The organism is Rhodoferax sp. LS1P39, assembly GCF_056521425.1.
Window position 1 is genome coordinate 22557 of sequence record NZ_JBWMAV010000006.1, and the last position, 16118, is coordinate 38674.

Annotated in this window: 12 protein-coding genes; 7 read left to right on the forward strand and 5 right to left on the reverse strand. The window is 66.4% G+C overall.

The features are described 5' to 3' along the window. Positions 1 to 5 precede the first annotated feature (5 nt). The 4 genes from AC097O_RS11605 to AC097O_RS11620 all read right to left on the reverse strand — a co-directional run bounded on the left by AC097O_RS11605 (position 6) and on the right by AC097O_RS11620 (position 6435). Complete coding sequence (locus AC097O_RS11605; RefSeq protein ID WP_479592928.1) at positions 6 to 791, reverse strand: efflux RND transporter periplasmic adaptor subunit; 786 nt, start codon at positions 789 to 791, stop codon at positions 6 to 8. A 137-nt stretch (positions 792 to 928) separates the two neighbouring features. After that, positions 929 to 2911, reverse strand: coding sequence for a preprotein translocase subunit SecA (locus AC097O_RS11610; RefSeq protein WP_479592929.1), 1983 nt, complete (start codon positions 2909 to 2911; stop codon positions 929 to 931). Continuing rightward, positions 2908 to 5070: a PqqD family peptide modification chaperone gene (locus AC097O_RS11615; RefSeq protein ID WP_479592930.1), complete on the reverse strand. Its 2163-nt coding sequence runs from the start codon at positions 5068 to 5070 to the stop codon at positions 2908 to 2910. Before AC097O_RS11615 ends, AC097O_RS11610 begins: the two co-directional genes overlap by 4 nt. Positions 5071 to 5088: 18 nt before the next feature. Next, the gene (locus AC097O_RS11620) at positions 5089 to 6435 is read right to left on the reverse strand and encodes an efflux RND transporter periplasmic adaptor subunit (RefSeq protein ID WP_479592931.1); all 1347 of its coding nucleotides are present in this window, start codon (positions 6433 to 6435) and stop codon (positions 5089 to 5091) included. Between the two features lie 352 nt (positions 6436 to 6787). Between AC097O_RS11620 and AC097O_RS11625 the strand changes: the two genes are divergently transcribed. Further along, on the forward strand, positions 6788 to 7174 hold the full coding sequence (locus tag AC097O_RS11625) for a hypothetical protein (RefSeq protein WP_479589231.1): 387 nt from the start codon (positions 6788 to 6790) through the stop codon (positions 7172 to 7174). Between the two features lie 116 nt (positions 7175 to 7290). Here AC097O_RS11625 and AC097O_RS11630 read toward each other — a convergent pair whose 3' ends face one another. Next, a complete protein-coding gene (locus AC097O_RS11630) occupies positions 7291 to 8883 on the reverse strand; it encodes an alpha/beta hydrolase domain-containing protein (RefSeq protein ID WP_479592932.1) in 1593 nt (530 codons plus the stop codon). Between the two features lie 320 nt (positions 8884 to 9203). Between AC097O_RS11630 and xylF the strand changes: the two genes are divergently transcribed. The 6 genes from xylF to AC097O_RS11660 all read left to right on the forward strand — a co-directional run bounded on the left by xylF (position 9204) and on the right by AC097O_RS11660 (position 16112). Continuing rightward, positions 9204 to 10241: a D-xylose ABC transporter substrate-binding protein gene (gene xylF / locus AC097O_RS11635; RefSeq protein ID WP_479592933.1), complete on the forward strand. Its 1038-nt coding sequence runs from the start codon at positions 9204 to 9206 to the stop codon at positions 10239 to 10241. Positions 10242 to 10380: 139 nt separating this feature from the next. Continuing rightward, entirely contained in the window at positions 10381 to 11568 is a 1188-nt protein-coding gene (locus tag AC097O_RS11640) for a sugar ABC transporter permease (RefSeq protein WP_479592934.1), read from the forward strand. Next, entirely contained in the window at positions 11569 to 12348 is a 780-nt protein-coding gene (locus AC097O_RS11645; protein ID WP_479592935.1) for an ATP-binding cassette domain-containing protein, read from the forward strand. It begins immediately after the preceding gene. A 162-nt stretch (positions 12349 to 12510) separates the two neighbouring features. Then, a complete protein-coding gene (locus AC097O_RS11650) occupies positions 12511 to 13671 on the forward strand; it encodes an ROK family transcriptional regulator (RefSeq protein ID WP_479592936.1) in 1161 nt (386 codons plus the stop codon). Positions 13672 to 13960: 289 nt separating this feature from the next. Continuing rightward, entirely contained in the window at positions 13961 to 14569 is a 609-nt protein-coding gene (locus AC097O_RS11655) for a 3'-5' exonuclease (protein ID WP_479592937.1), read from the forward strand. A gap of 151 nt (positions 14570 to 14720) precedes the next feature. After that, positions 14721 to 16112, forward strand: a complete 1392-nt coding sequence (locus AC097O_RS11660) for an ethanolamine ammonia-lyase subunit EutB (RefSeq protein WP_479592938.1) — start codon at positions 14721 to 14723, stop codon at positions 16110 to 16112. The last annotated feature ends 6 nt before the right edge of the window (positions 16113 to 16118 follow it).

Consider the following 16118-nt stretch of genomic DNA (forward strand, 5'->3'; position numbering starts at 1 on the left):
AGTGGTCAGCGCGTGGAGGTAACCGATGCCGGGGATGTGGGTGGCCTGGCGGTCTGCAGGCCAAGGTCCACCTTGCAGCGCAACCCGGCGGGCAGGCTGGCATCGGCGTTGGGCAGGTCCAGCCGCAGCCGGAAGGTGTTGCTGGCCGGGTCGAGCACGCGGTCGATTTGGGCGATGCGGGCGCTGCGCGGAGCAGCGCCCGGCAACTCGGGCGACACCATCACCTCCTGCCCTGGCTTGAGGCTACCGAACAGCGCAGTCGGTGCCACCACCTCCACGCGCAGCCGGTGGATGGCCGCCACCTTGAGCAGCGGCTTGTCTTCGAAGCGCTCGCCGGGGTTGGCGTAGCGTTCGGTGACCACGCCGTCGAACGGACTGCGTAGCACGCGCTGCGAAGCCTGCGCGTCGGACATCTGCACCTCCTGCGCCAGCGTGCGCAGGTTTTCGCGGGCCTGGGCCGCCTTTTCATGGGCTACGCGCAGTTCGGCATGGGCCTGTTCGACGGCCTGCGTCGAGATGAAGTTCTCGGCCTTCAGCGAGCGTGAGCGGTCCAGCTTGAGCTGGGCCAGGTCGCGTGCCGCCAAAGCGCCGCGCAGTTCGGCCTCGCTGAGGGCGCGAGAACGTGCCACTTCGTTGTTGGCGCGTTCGACTTCGGCGCGCAGCCGGACCAGCACCTGGCCCTTGCGCACCGTGTCGCCGCGTTCCACCTCGATGGCATCCACGATGCCGATGACCGCACTGCCGATGTCGGCTACCCGTTCGGGCAGGATGAGGCAGGCCAGGGGTGCCATGGATGCGGGCGGCGGGGCCGTTGGCACCGGCTGGGCCGCAACCGGTGAGCCCAAACAGAAGCCCAGGACCCACCCCGCCACAACGGCACCGGGCGGGCTTCGGAAGGCGGACAACAGGCGGGGGTGTTGGTGATTTTTCATTCGGTCGATCCACAGAAAGACAGGCCGTTGTCCATGGCCAGGTCGTTTCGGAACAATTGGCGGCGGCGGCGCGCCCGGCGCTTGTCTTCCCGGTTCTGGGTGGCACGCCGCCACAGAGCCTGCAGCCAGGCGGGGATGGGTATCTGGCCATCCGTTGATGCCAGGTCGGCAAAGCAAATACGCAGGCGACGAGGGCTATGGTCGGGATCCAGCACCAGCCAGATTTCGCCGCTGCCGGACTCGCCCTGGCGCGCTGCGCGGCCCAGGAGCTGGCGGTCATGGCGTTGGGACGCATTGCGCTGGCAGCTCAGCACATGCAGGCCACCGGCGGCCTGGGCCTCGGCATCGACGTGGATGTCTGTGCCGCGCCCGGCCATGTTGGTGGCCACGGTGACCTGGCCGCGCTGCCCGGCGCGCGCCACGATGCTCGCCTCTTCGGCATCAAAGCGCGCGTTGAGTACCGCGTGGGCGATGCCCGCCTGGCGCAACGCCAGGGCCATGGCCTGAGAGGCTTCGACCGAGTCACAACCGATCAGCACCGGCCGACCGGTGGCAGTCAGCGACTGCGTGCGCTCCACCGCAGCGCGGCACCGCGCGGGCGCATCGGCATACAGGCGCGTCGGCCAGGCCAGGCGTTGGCTTGGCAGCCGCAGCGGCACCTGCACCATGCTGCAACCATACAAGGCGCGCAATTCGGCCCGTGCCTCGCGCAGGGTGCCGCTCATGCCGCCCAGGCGGTGGTAGCGGCGGAAGAAGCGCTGGAACGTGATCTGCGCCAGGGTTTCCGTCTCGGCGGGCACCTTGCAGCCTTCCTTGATGGAGACCAGCGCATGCAAACCGCGCGACCACTTGCGGCCCTCGGCGATGCGTCCGCTCACGGTATCCACAATCACGATTTCTTGGCCGTGCTGCACCTCTGCCGACGGCATGACTAGGTAATCCCGGTCGCGTGCCAGCGCATGCCGCGCGGTGAGGGCGGTGGCCAGGGTTTCGTCGCGGTGGCGCGCATTCAGCCACAGCGGGCCAAGACTGGCCGTGAGTGTGGCGATGCGCGCGCGGCCGGCTTCGGTGAGCTGTACGCGTTGCACGTCGTCCTGCAGCCGGTAATCCACCCCGGGCACCAGGCGGGCGGATAACGTGTACGCCTGCCACAGAAACGCCCGGTCGGAAGCGTTCGCCACTTCGCGCGTCAGGACCAGCGGCATCTGCGCCTCGTCGATCAGGATGTTGTCGGCTTCGTCGATCACGGCCATGCACAGGCCACGCAGCAGCGGTTGCGGCCCATCGGGAGCAGCCAGGGCCTGCACCCGGCGCTGTAGCGCCTGGCAGAGCGCGCCGTGGCGCAGCCGGTCGCGCAGGTAGTCGAAAGCCACTTCCCGAGCCGTGACGTAAACCACCGGTTGCGCATAGGCAACGCGGCGCGCTTCGGCCAATTGGCGCGCCGTGACGAAAGCCACGCGCAGGCCCAGCAAAGCGTAGAACGGCGCGAAGGTCGAGGCATCGCGTTCGACCAGGTAATCGTTGGCCGTGAGCACGTGCACCGGAATACCAGCCAGTGCGCCGACACCTGCAGCCAGCGCCGCAGCCAGCGACTTGCCTTCGCCGGTGGCCATTTCCGCCATCTGGTTGTCCAGCATGGCCAGCGCGGCCATCAGCTGCTCCACATAGGCCACCCAGCCCAGTGTGCGCCGCGCCGCCTCGGCCGCATGGGCGCAGGCCTGTACCAGCACCTCGCGCTGCCAGCCTTGTTGCAACATGCGCTGCTGCAGGGCCTCACCTTGTGTCGCGAAGGCCTGGGGCGACAAGCCTCGCAGGGCCGTCGCCTGGCGCGCCGCCTGTTCTGCCCGGCTACGCAGTCCGCCTGGCCCGCCCCATGCCAGCGGGGGGGCGCGCCGCCACTGGCGCAGGTCCGCGGGCTCACTGCGCTCCGGGTAGTGGCCCCAGCGCAAACCGGGGATGGGCAGGGTGGTGGCGTTCATGCGGAAGGGTTGAAATGGCCGAGGAACAATTGCTGCAGCTGGCGTACGGCCTGCACGGCGATGGGCCGGGTGCCGTGGTCGAAGCGCACCAGGGCACGCGCGCCAATCCGCTCGCTGGTATGGGCGGCGGCGTTCGCGTTTGCCAGCTCTACGTCCATCACCACCACCGGCTGCCGGGGTGTCAGGCCGTCCTTGTCGCCGCTGTCGGTGGCGATGCGTCCGCCTGCAGCATCGCCCAGCGCGGCGCTGGGCAGGCGCAGGGCGGCGCCGGGCACGCTGGTGGCGATGCGGCCCGTGTGCACGTGGGCGGGGCCATCGGCCAGGCGGACCTGCACCGCGGATGGGTTGCCACGCACCAGGTCCGCCTCCTGCTGCGGCAAGGCTACGCGCACTACGGTGGGGGCGGCGGTGAACAAGTAACCGATACGGTCGCCGCGCTGGTGAAACTGGCCGACCACTTCGTTCTCGTGCGGTAGCACCAGCAGGCCGTCACTGAGAGCGCGGACCTCGCGCTGGGCGAGTTTGTCGTCCACCCGCGCCAGTTCGGCCTGCGCATAGGCCAGGCGCTCGCGCAGATCCGGGGCATCCTGGGGGGCGGTGTCGATGGCGCGGAACAGCAGCACGTCGAGTTCGCTCGCATCGGCGTTCAGCGTGGCGCGCTGTGCGGCAAGTGGTGGGTCGTCCAGGGTGGCGATCAGTTCGCCCGTCTTGACCCGCTGGCCGTTGCGCGCATGCAGGGCTTTGATAAAACCGTCGGTGTTGGTACGGATCTGCGCCTGCTCGGGCAGCCAGACCACGCCTTCGGCCACGGTGCGGTCAGGCACGGGCAACCAACCCAGCAGGCCCACCAACACCATGGCCAACGCAGCGGCACGCCAGGCGGCGCGGTGCCGCATGCCATCTTCGCTGGTGGCGCTGCGTAGCATCTGCAGAATGCGCCACAGCGGCAAGCCAATGTTGGCGATCAACATCATCAGCCCGACGAAAAAGCCCACCAGCGCAGAAAAGCTGCCGACCCAGAGCCCTACCACCACCGAAAGCACCAGCCGGTAAACCCACGACAGCGGCGCATAGGCCAGCAGCCAGAAGCGTTCGCCGGGCAACACGTCCAGCGGGACCGGCAAGCGGATGCCGAACAGGCGGCGCGCCAGCCCTTCGGTCCAGTAACGACCGCTGCGCGTGGCCAGGTTGCGCAGGTCCAGCAGGTCGCAAAAGACGTAGTAGCCGTCGTAGCGCAGCAGCGGATTGCCGTTGGTGAGCAGGGTGGACAGGCCGCCGATGAGCATGGTGATGAAGGCCACGTCGCGCACCACCCCCGGCTGCACCGCCAGCCACACGGCCATGGCCAGCGCGGCGATGAACAGCTCGGCCATGATGCCTGCGGCGCTCACCAGGGCGCGCTGGTGGCGGCTGCGCAAGCCGTCGGCGGCCGAAGCATCGACGAAAGGCACCGGGTTGAGCAGGATCAGCGTGATACCGGCCAGCCGCACATGCTCGCCATAGTGGCGCAAGGCCAGCGCGTGGGCCGCTTCGTGCACCGTCTTGATCAGCGGGTACATCAGCCAGGCTATCAGCAGGTAACCTGGCGAATGCAGCACCTTGTCGGCATACGGCAGCAGTTCGTTCCAGTGCATGGCGGCGGCAAAGGTGGCGGCAAGTACGGCCACGCACCACAGCCCCAGGGCCATGCCCGAGAACAGCAAGGGCACCAGCCGGGCCAGCCGGTCGAGTGCGCGCGAAGGGTCACCCAGCGTAAGCCGAAAGGCCATCGGATTGACACCACCGCGGCGGCGACGGCGCAGCCGCCGGTCCTGCATGTGGAACAGGTTCTCCACGTCGGGCATCACGTCGAACTGGACCAGCCCGCGGCCATGCAAGGCCACCAGCAGCTCGATCACTTCGTCCTGCGACATCGCTTCTTCGGGGCGGTCGGCCAGCTGCGCGTCCCACACCTGCTGCACCGTCACCGAGCCGTCGCAGCGGCCCAGGAAGGCATGGCCCGCCGCGTTCAGGCGGTGCATGTTGTCGCTGCTGCGGTCTTGCAGCACGTACCACGGCGTGCCGCGCTGCACCTGCCGGTGCAGATCCACCTGGGCACGCAGTTGGGGCCGCAATCCTGCGACGCGGTACCAACGGGGGCTGAAGAGGGAGGATTCCATGGTGCGACAGGGCGGGTTTCAGGGCAGCCAGCCCCAGACAGAGAGCCGGATCCAATCCACCAGACGGTGCGACCACACCCAGGCCAGCGGTGCCTGGCCCACGGTGATCTTGGCCACGCCCTCCAGCCCTGGGCGGATGCGGGCGGCATCGGCGGCGATGTCGGTTTCCACGTCGAATACATTGCGCCCTTCCACCGCATGCGCCACCGGCGTGATGCGCGTGACGCGGATCGGCAGCGCGTCCCATGGCAGGGCAGACAGCGCAAGCGTGCCCTGTTGGCCGGTAGTCACGTTAGCGATGTCGCGCTCGTCCACCTGCACCACGACGCGGTAGCGCTCCAGCGGGGCCATCACCATCAGCGGCTTGCCACGCTCTACCGGCGCGCCCAGGGATTGGCTCAGGTCGCCATCGACCACGATGCCGTCGAACGGTGCCAGGATGCGCGAACGGGCCAGCTCGGCTTCGACCAGCTCCAGGTGCACGCGGGCTTCGTCGGCACGGGCCAGGGCGATCACCATCGCTGCGCGGTCGGCGCGGGCCACGGCGCTGGCGTAGGCGTTTTCCTGCTGGCCCAGGTCGCTGGCCCATTTGCGCCGCTGCAGCGCCAGGTCCTGGTCGGCCATTTCGACCAGCAACTGCCCGGCCTTGACGTGGTCGCCGGGGCGGGCGTGGACCGCCTTGAGAAAACCATCCACAGGTGCCACGAGCGAGCGTTGCTGTTCGCCTTCAATGTGCGCGCGGCCTCCCACGCGGTGCGCCACCGGCAAGGCCAGCAAGGCCACCACCGCCAGCAGCGCCAGCGCCAAGCCGATGCGGGTGCGTGCACCCTCTGGCGAGCGCAGTTTGCGGCCGCTGCGGCGCAGTGCATCGGCCACGCGCCGACCCATCGGCGCCTCGCGTTGGTGCATCAGGTACAGCACGGGCCCGGCCAGGCTGACGAAGTTCTCCAATTCCCGCACCAGCAACGGAAAACCTGGTGGACATGCCGACCATTCGCAGGTCACTGCGCCGACCGCCTCACCGACATACACGATAGGCACCGTGGCCACGGCACCGACCGAACCCGTCGCCAGGCGGCTGTGCGCCAGCCGGATGGCCGGGGCCCCCTCGGCCGGCCACCGCACGCTGGCACCCTGTGCCACAGCCTCGTCCATGGCGGCGGCCAGGCTGGCAAAGGCCTTGCCGCCCAAGCCTTCATCGCCACCATGCGACACCGCCACCAGGGTGATGAAACCGTTGATGACAAACCCCACGCTGACCCGCGAGCAGGCCCGGGCGCTGGCAACTTCACTGGCGAATGCCGTGGCCGCCTCGCGCAGGCGCGCATGCGAGAGCACTGTGGCCTGCAGCGACAGAGCAAGCATCGGGGGGTCTTGGGGGCGAACGCTCATTCCGTTATCGCGTTGCGCGCGGCGACCTCAGTCGAGAAAGATGGTTTTGCACATTTCTTTACGGGTTGTTTTGCCAGAAGATTGTGTACGGTGCCACACCACGCCAGACATGGTTTGCAGCTTATTTATACGTTATTTAACAATTGGAAACAACGGGCGTTGTGCGTTGGTAAATATCCCTAAAGTGTTTGACATATCACGGTTGCGGTGGTTTTTTTGCCTGGCCCGTGCGGTGGTATGCGCCGTGGTCTTGGGGGGAAAGCGGTATTTTTTGCCCGCTTTTCGGGGCTTCGCAAGGCGGGTTGGCGGCTATGGTCGAACCACCATGCACATCCAAGCCAGTCGTCTGCAGTCCACCCTGGCCACCCTGGCCAGCGCTGCTCCGGTTCGGCAGGCAGCGGCGGCTACGGTGACCAACACCCCCGCGGCCCCTGCCGCCACCGACATGGTCACCATCTCCCAGGCCGCCAAGGACTTGCTGGCCCAGTCCCGGGCCAGTGTGTCCCTGTCCAGCCGGGCGATGGACCTGATCCAGCGACGCAATCCTTACGACAACAGCCCCGGCAGCACCCCGACCAGCGACAGCCAACAGGCCCAGGTCCGCCAGGTGATGGACAACCTGACCACCCAGCACATCAACCGCCAAATCTCCGATACCCAGTACCGGCACGACATGGCCTTCTACACCCGGGTGGCCAACGCCATCGGTTGATGCTTCTGTTTTAATAGCTTCTCGTGCTTATGGAATAAGCGCTAGAGGCCAATTTCATATAAATTTCTCGCCCCCGACCATGGGGCCCAGGAGGCCTGCTCCCAAGCCCCATTTTCTTAGTTCGGCACCGTCGAGGTAGACGCAGCCCCCATAGCCTCCAGCGCATCCAGGGGCCGCATGAAGCCGTTGGCCACCAGCGACTGGGCGGCGGCGTTGACCAGCGCCACATAGCTGTCGTGCGTGGGGTACAGGCTGCTGAGTACCGGCTCGGTGCCCGGCAAGGGGTCGAACCCGGCCATGCCATCAAAGCTGTCGCTGCTGTGGTTCCACGGATCGCTGGCCCCAAACAGGGCGCAGAACGGGTTCGCCGCCAGCGCCGCCAGGGGCCGTTCGCCGGTATAGGTCGCGGTAGGCACGGCGATTTGCGGCAGGCGGATGCCGCCCAGGGCCAGCCCGGTGGCGGGGTCGCGCTGGATGGTGGCGGTGGCACCGGCAATGCTTACCGCGATGCGGGGCGCGGGTACGGGCAGCGTCTTGTTGACCACCCATTGGCGCAGTGCATGCAGGGCCGCGCGTGCGCCGTAGGTGTGCAGCAGGCTGTTGATGGGCGGCGCGCCGCAGTTCAGTGCAAAGCTGGCATTGCTTTTGGCAGCATCGGGGCCCTGCGAGTCCAGCAGGTACTGGTCGGCATGGGCGGCACCGGTCAGCTCCCACAGCCTGTAGCCACTGCTGTCCGCTTGCTGGTGCAGGTTGAACGCGGCACCCAGCAGGGTCAGGTCGGTCTCGGTGTTGAGCACCAGCACGGGCGTGCCGGTATCGGTGCGTAGCGATGCCACGGCGGGCACGGCAATCGCGGGGGTGGCGGGCACACCCGCTGCCGCTGTGCTGCCCGCACCGGCAGGCGTGCTCTGCGACAGCGCGGCCCCCGAACCGGCGCTGTGGACCAGGAAACCGTCGTACACCTTGGCCAGCGGGTGGATGGCGTTGAAGTAAGTGATCATGCGAAAGCCGGACTGCGATTCGCCATGGGCCAGCAGTGCCTTGACCGAGGCGGTCAGCGGGCCCAAGGGCTGCGGGTCACCAGCGGCGGGGGTGCGGATGGCACGGCCTGCCTGCGAATACATGTCGTAAGAAAAAGCATCGCCCGGGTGCACCAGGCTTGCATAACGCGCGTTGGCTCCCGTCTCCCAGGCCTTGAGTGCGTTGACACCCACGTTTTGCACGCCCACACCCACATAGGCATAGCCCTCGCGCACGATCTCCGGCATGGTGAATGTCCAGTCCGGCGTGCCCTCGGCCCCAGCGCTCACGTTCAGCCACTCCACCACTACGGTGCCGTTGAACTTGGCAGCATCCTTGGGGCGGCGCACCAGCATGCGGACCTGGTAGGGCGCTTTGGCATCGGGGTTGGGGGCGGCTTTCCAGAGCCCGTCGCTGCCCAGGGTGCCCACGTTGACGAACGCGCTGGCGGTGCCCGCGATGAAGAATTCTTCTTCCACGTAGCCAAAGTCGGCCAGGTTCTGTGCCGACGAAATAAACGGGAAGCCGTGCGTTCCGGTGGCGGCCACTGCGACCTTGGGCACGCCTGCCGCGCTGGCCGGGGGCGTATCACTGCCGCCGCAGGCCGCCAATGTGACCGTCAATGCGGCGGCCAGTACGGTCGCGGTGCACAGGGCTGCAAAGCCCCGGCGGCTTGTCTTGAAATCCATGGTGTCTCCTGCTTGTTTTTGGAATACTTGCTGAACGGTTGGCGCGGGGCTGGCAAGCCCAACACCAAAACGCATGCAAGTACACATTCAAATGCATTTATGCATGCGTAAGTGACTGTAAGCACTCCGAGACGTTCCATACCCAGGGCATACCCGTGTGCGCGCCGTCTCGCACCCCCTGCCATGGGCCTAGGGCAAGCCCTAGTAAGCCATTCGACAAAATGCCGGATAGTTCGGACGGAAGTCGAACTATCTACGTCTACACGCTGCATTCGCCTTCCCACACCCGCCTCACGGAGGCACACAAAAAGGAGACAAAAATGCAACAACCCTTCAAGAAGATTCTGTCCGCCGTGGCCCTGGCCGCCCTCGGGTCGGTGAGCACCGCCACGCTGGCGCAAATGACCGTAGGCGTGAGCTGGTCCAACTTCCAGGAGGAGCGCTGGAAGACCGACGAGGCCGCCATCAAGACGCAGCTGGAAAAGCTGGGTGCCAAGTACATCAGCGCCGATGCCGGTGGCTCGCCCGAGAAGCAGCTGGGCGATATCGACAGCCTGATGGCCAAGGGAGCCAAGGTGCTGATCGTGCTGGCCATGGACAAAGATGCCATCCTGCCCGCCGTCAACAAGGCCACCAAGCAAAAGGTGCCCGTAGTTGCCTACGACCGCCTGATTGAAGCGCCCGGCGTGTTCTACATCACCTTTGACAACAAAGAGGTGGGCCGCATGCAGGCCCGCGCCGTGTTCAAGGCCCAACCCAAGGGCAACTACGTGATGATCAAGGGCTCGCCCACCGACCCCAACGCCAACTTCCTGCGCGAAGGCCAGCAAGAGGTGATCGATGCCGCCGTCAAGTCCGGTGCCATCAAGATCGTGGGCGAGGAATACACCGACGGCTGGAAGCCCGAAGTCGCGCAAAAGAACATGGAGCAAATCCTCACCAAGGTGGGCGGCAAGGTGGATGCCGTGGTGGCCTCCAACGACGGCACCGCCGGTGGCGTGGTGGCGGCACTCACCAGCAAGGGCATCAAGGGCATCCCTGTCTCCGGGCAAGACGGCGACTTCGCCGCGCTGAACCGCGTGGCGCAGGGCTCGCAAACCGTGTCGGTGTGGAAAGACGCACGCGACCTGGGCCGCGAAGCCGCCAGCGCCGCCGTGGCCCTGGGCAATGGCAAAAAGGTGGACGGTGCCGTGAGCTGGAACGGCGGCGACAAGAAGATCGCCCTGGACTCGCACTTCCTGGCCCCGGTAGCCATCACCCGCGACAACCTCGACGTGGTGGTGAAAGCCGCCTGGATCAAGAAGGACGAGCTGTGCAAGGGTGTGGCGGCGGCTACGGCTCCGGCGGCTTGTAAGTAAATCGGACATCCTTGCCCTCACCCCAACCCTCCCCCGAGGGGTGAGGGGGTAAGACCGGGCTCCTGCTCCTCTCCCTCCCCCTCCGGGGGAGGGCCGGGGTGGGGGCTGGGCCCTGAACCATCTTTCTTTCACACATCCCATGACCTCTTCCCCCCACCCCTGGCGCAGCGCCGCCATCGACTGGCGGCTGGTGCTGATGAGCCTGGTGCTGGCCGTGATGGCACTGGTGTTCCACCTGCTGTCTGGCGGCATCTTCCTCAGCCCTGAAAACCTCTACAACATCGCCCAGCAGACGGCGGTGGTGGGCATTGTCTCGACTGTCATGGTGCTGGTCATCGTGGCCCGGCACATCGACCTGTCGGTGGGCTCGGTGATGGGCTTTGTGGGCGTGCTCATTGCCTATCTGCAGTACAGCGCCAACTGGTCCTGGCCCGCAGCCTGCCTGGCCGGGCTGGCGGTGGCGCTGGTGGCTTCCATCTACCAGGGCTGGCTTACGGCGGTGCTGGGCGTGCCCTCGTTTGTGGTCACGCTGGGCGGGCTGATGACCTTTCGCGGCGCGGCCTTTCTGGTGGCCGACGGCAAGACCCAGCCGGTGACCAACGACTTCTTTTTGCGCCTGGGCGGCGGCTACGACGGCGGCATCGGCACCACCGCCAGCTGGGCCGTGGCGGGCCTGGTCAGCGCCGGGATGCTGCTGCGCGCGGTGCAAAAGCGCCGCACCCGCCAGCACCACGGCGTGGCCACCGACCCCTTGTGGATGGAGGCCCTGCTGGTCGGCGTGCCCATCGCCCTGCTGTTGGCCTTTGCCGGCACCATGAACCACTACCAAATCTCCAGCAAAACCGAGCCGCAAGGCATCCCCATCCCCGTGCTGATCTGGGCCGTGGTGGGCGGCCTGCTGTCCTTCCTGGTGCACCGCACCCGCTTTGGCCGCTATGTGTACGCCATGGGCGGCAACCCCGACGCGGCGGCGCTGGTGGGTATACCGGTCAAGAAAGTAACCCTGCAATTGTTTGCCCTGCTGGCCGTGCTGATTACGGTAGCAGCTATTGTTTCCATAGCGCGATTGAACGCGGGCACCAATTCGCTAGGCACCGGCATGGAGCTGTACGTGATTGCTGCCGCCGTGATTGGCGGCACCGCACTGGCCGGGGGCAGCGGGTCGATCTTCGGCTCTGTCCTGGGCGCGCTGATCATGCAGTCGCTCGACAGCGGCATGCTGCTGCTGGATGTGTCCATCGGCAAACGCATGGTCATCATCGGCCAGGTGCTGATCGTGGCCGTGGTCTTCGATGTGCTGTACCGCAAATTCACGGGAGACCGCTAAATGACCGATCTCTCCCAACCTCTAGTGCAGCTGCGTGACATCCGCAAAGCCTTTGGCGGCGTGGTCGCGGTGGACGGTGTCAGCGTCAACCTCTACCCCGGTGAAGTGGTGGCCTTGCTGGGCCACAACGGCGCGGGCAAGTCCACGCTGATGAAAATGCTGGCCGGGGCCTACCCCATCGACTCCGGCGACACCGTGATTGCCGGGCAGAAAGTGCATATTCGCACCCCCGCCGAAGCCCAGGCCCAGGGCATAGAAACCATCTACCAAACCCTGGCTCTGGCCGACAACCTGGATTCGGTGGCCAACCTGTTCCTGGGCCGCGAAAAGATGACCCGCTGGAACACCCTGGACGACCATTTCATGGAGGTCAACGCCCGCAAGGTGTTTGCCCGCCTGAACAAGAACTTCACCAACATCCGCGTGCCGGTGCGCCGCCTCTCGGGCGGCCAGCGCCAGGTGGTGGCCATCTCGCGGGCGCTGTACTTCAACGCCCGCATTTTGATCATGGACGAGCCCTGCGCCGCCCTGGGCCCCGAGGAAACCGCCATGGTCGGCCGCCTGGTGCAGCAGCTCAAGAGCGAAGGCGTGGGCATCTTCCTGATCACCCACGACATGCCCGACGTGTTCTCCTTAAGCGACCGGCTGGCGGTGATGAAGAACGGCAAGCTCGTCGGCACCTACGCCACCGCCGATGTCACCGAAGACGAGGTGCTGGGCATGGTCATTACCGGCAAGCGCCCGGAGGGCAAACCGCAGACCGAGCGCGCAGCGCACTAGACTCTACGATTATTTCAACTCAGCTCGTTAACTCCCCACTATGGGCAGAACGCACGCTCTTTCCACCAAGATACCGTGGAACCGGCTTTGCCGGGCCACTGGTATCGCCCCCTGCAAGGGGGTTGGAGAAGCGAAGCGGAGCCTGGGGGTGAGCCTATTTCCATGAAGACCACCGGCGACCAGCAACTCGTCAAGCGCATCAACCGCAGCGTGCTGCTGCGCCTGCTGCGTGCCCAGCCCGGCCTGTCGCGGGCGCGGCTGGCGGCCGAGAGCGGCCTGACCAAATCGACAGTCAGCCTGCTGGTGCGCGAGCTGCTGGAAGACGGCTGGCTCACCGAGGCCATGGAAACCGTCAACGAAGGCCTGGGCCGCCCGTCCACGCCGCTGCGCATCCACGAGGGCAAGCGCGCGCTGATCGGGGTGGAAATCGCCGTCGAGGTGGTGCGCGTGGTCTGCGTCACCCTGCAGGGCGAAATCCTGCATTCTGAAGAGCAGCCGCTGGCCAGCACCGACCCCGCGCAGGCCAGCGGGCAAACCGCCCGCATGGTGGCCACGGCCTATGCCGAACTGGTGGCCGTGGGCCTGGAGCTGGTGGGCGTAGGCGTGTGCACGCCGGGCGCGATCGACCACGCCAGCGGCCTGGTGCTGTTTGCCCCCAACCTGGGCTGGCGCAACCTGGACCTGCTCAGCCACCTGACCCAGGCCCTGGCCGAGGTGGGCCTGCCCCCGGTGCCGCTGCAACTGCAAAACGATGCCGATGCGGGCGCACTGGGCGAGTACGAATTTGCCGACGGCGAGGGCGAAGACCCGCTGATCTTTGTGAGCTGCGACGTGGGCGTGGGCGCGGGCATCGTCTCCAACGACCGGCTGTTCAGCGGCGCGCAGGGCATGGCCGGGGAAATCGGCCACACCATCATGCAGATCGACGGCCCGCTGTGCTCGTGCGGGCGCAAAGGCTGCGCCGAAGCCTTCATCGGCCTGCGCGCCCTCAGCGGCCAGGACGGCCAGGCGGCAGACCTGAGCCGCTCCGGCCACTACCTGGGGGTGCTGCTGCAAAACCTGTGGACCACCTTCAACCCCCGCGCCATCGTGGTCGGCGGCAAATCCTGCGACCACCACCCCGAATTCCTGCAAAGCGCCCTGGCCACCGTAGCCACCTACGCCGCCAGCGCCGGCATGCCCGCCCCCAGCATCCGCATGGCCCGCTACGGCCCACTCGCCGCCGTGGTGGGGGCTGCGGCGCTGACGCTGCACGAGTATTTGCGGCCTATGCACCCGAATTCCGAGGCACGCAGGGCGCGGGCGGGGAACGTGGGAGGGTGAGTTGGGGAGGGAGGAGTGCTATGGGAATGGTAGCTGCTTGCTCTGGTGGGACGAGCGCAAGGGCCTGATTTTCTTTAAACCTCTGGGTTAGAAAATCGACAAGCCCGTGCACACCATGCGGCTACTTCCATAACCACGACATGGCCGCCGAAGGCGCGACTACGGGCATTAGAACGTGTTCACGGTCTTAAAATCGCGCTCCCATGATGACCCGCACCGCGCTCCACAACCGCCTTCAGCAGCCGCTGCAGAGCTTCCGTGCAGTAGCGCGGGTGGGAGCGGTGCTGCCATGACCCGTTTGGCGGTGATCGACTTTGAAACCACCGGCATTTCCCCCGGCCAGGGCGACCGCGCCACCGAGGTGGCCATCGTCATCGTAGACAACGGCCAGGTGGTCGACCGCTTCCAGAGCCTGATGAACGCCGGGGTGCGCATCCCCAGCTTCATCACCCAGCTCACCGGCATCACCAACGCCATGGTGGCCAGCGCGCCGAGTGCAGCCCAAGCGATGGCGGAGGCCAGCCGCTTTGTGGGCACGCTGCCGCTGGTGGCACACAACGCCGCGTTCGACCGCAAGTTCTGGCAGGCCGAGCTGGCACGTATCGACGACCCTGCCGACCAGCCCTTCGTCTGCACCCTACTGCTGTCGCGCCGCCTGTACCCCCAGGCGCCGAACCACAAACTCGGCACTCTCGTGGACTACCACCGCCTACCCCGCACTGGCCAGGCCCACCGGGCGCTGGCGGATGCCGAAATGGCCGCCCACCTGCTGGGCCAGATCCAGCACGACCTGCGCCAGCGCTGGGGCGTGGCCGCACCGCACAGCCAGATGCTGATGGCGGTGCAGCGCTGCGCCAAGGCAGCGCTGGCCAAGCTGCTGGCGCAACACAAAAATTAGGCATTAAATTAACCTCTAGCGCTTATTACATAAGCGTGAGAAGCTCCTGATTTTGTAGTGATAGACATCTGACCAACTGGCATCAAAGTTGCACGACTTTCACCGTGCACGGCCCGCGTGCACCAAAGCCGTTCCACCTGCCGAGGTCTGCATGCCCCAGTTTGTCCACACGGTCGGTGCCCACACCTACCGCTTCCGCGATCTCCGTGACCTGCTCGCCAAGGCCACGCCCCTGCGCTCGGGCGACGTGCTGGCGGGCGTGGCGGCGGGCAATGCGCAAGAGCGGGTGGCGGCGCAAATGGCTCTGGCCGATCTGCCCCTGGCGACGTTTTTGAACCTGCAGGTGGTGCCCTACGAGAGCGACGAAGTCACCCGCCTGATCCTCGACAGCCATGACGCGGCGGCCTTCGCGCCGATCAAACACCTGACCGTGGGCGACTTCCGCAACTGGCTGCTGAGCGACGCGGTGGACAGCGCCACACTGGCCGTGGTAGCCCCCGGCATCACGCCCGAGATGGCGGCGGCGGTGAGCAAGATCATGCGCAACCAGGATTTGATTCTGGTGGCCAAAAAGTGCCGCGTCATCACCGCGTTTCGCAACACCATCGGCCTGGAGCAGCGCATGTCCACCCGCCTGCAGCCCAACCACCCGACAGACGACACCAGCGGCATCGCCGCCAGTGTGCTCGACGGCCTGCTCTACGGCAGCGGCGACGCGGTGATCGGCATCAACCCGGCCACCGACAACGTGCCCCAGGTCATCAAGATCGTGACCATGCTGGATGCCATCATCCAGCGCTACGAAATCCCCACGCAAAGCTGCGTGCTGACCCACGTGACCAACACCCTGCAGGCCATAGAGCGGGGTGCACCGGTGGACCTGGTGTTCCAGTCGATCGCGGGCACCGAGGCGGCGAATCGCAGCTTTGGCATCAATTTAGCGCTGTTGGCCGAAGCCCGCAGCGCCGCCCTGTCGCTCAACCGCGGCACCGTGGGCGACAACGTGATGTACTTTGAAACCGGCCAGGGCAGCGCCCTGTCGGCCAACGCCCACCATGGCATGGACCAGCAGACCTGCGAGGCCCGCGCCTACGCCGTGGCCCGGGCCTTCCAGCCGCTGCTGGTCAACACCGTGGTCGGTTTTATCGGGCCCGAATACCTGTTTGACGGCAAGCAAATCATCCGCGCCGGGCTGGAAGACCACTTCTGCGCCAAGCTGCTGGGCCTGCCCATGGGCTGCGATGTTTGTTACACCAACCACGCCGAAGCCGACCAGAACGACATGGACGTGCTGCTCACCCTGCTGGGCGCGGCGGGCTGCAACTTCGTGATGGGCATCCCCGGCTCGGACGACATCATGCTGAACTACCAGACCACCTCGTTCCACGACGCGCTGTACGTGCGCCGCCTGCTCGGCCTGCGCCCCGCGCCCGAGTTCGAGGCCTGGCTGCACCGCATGCAGATTTTTGAAGGCGACGGTGTGGCCCAGCTCGGCGCGGCCCTGCCCGAACCATTTGCCCACGCACTACTGGCGATGGGCTAAGGAGCT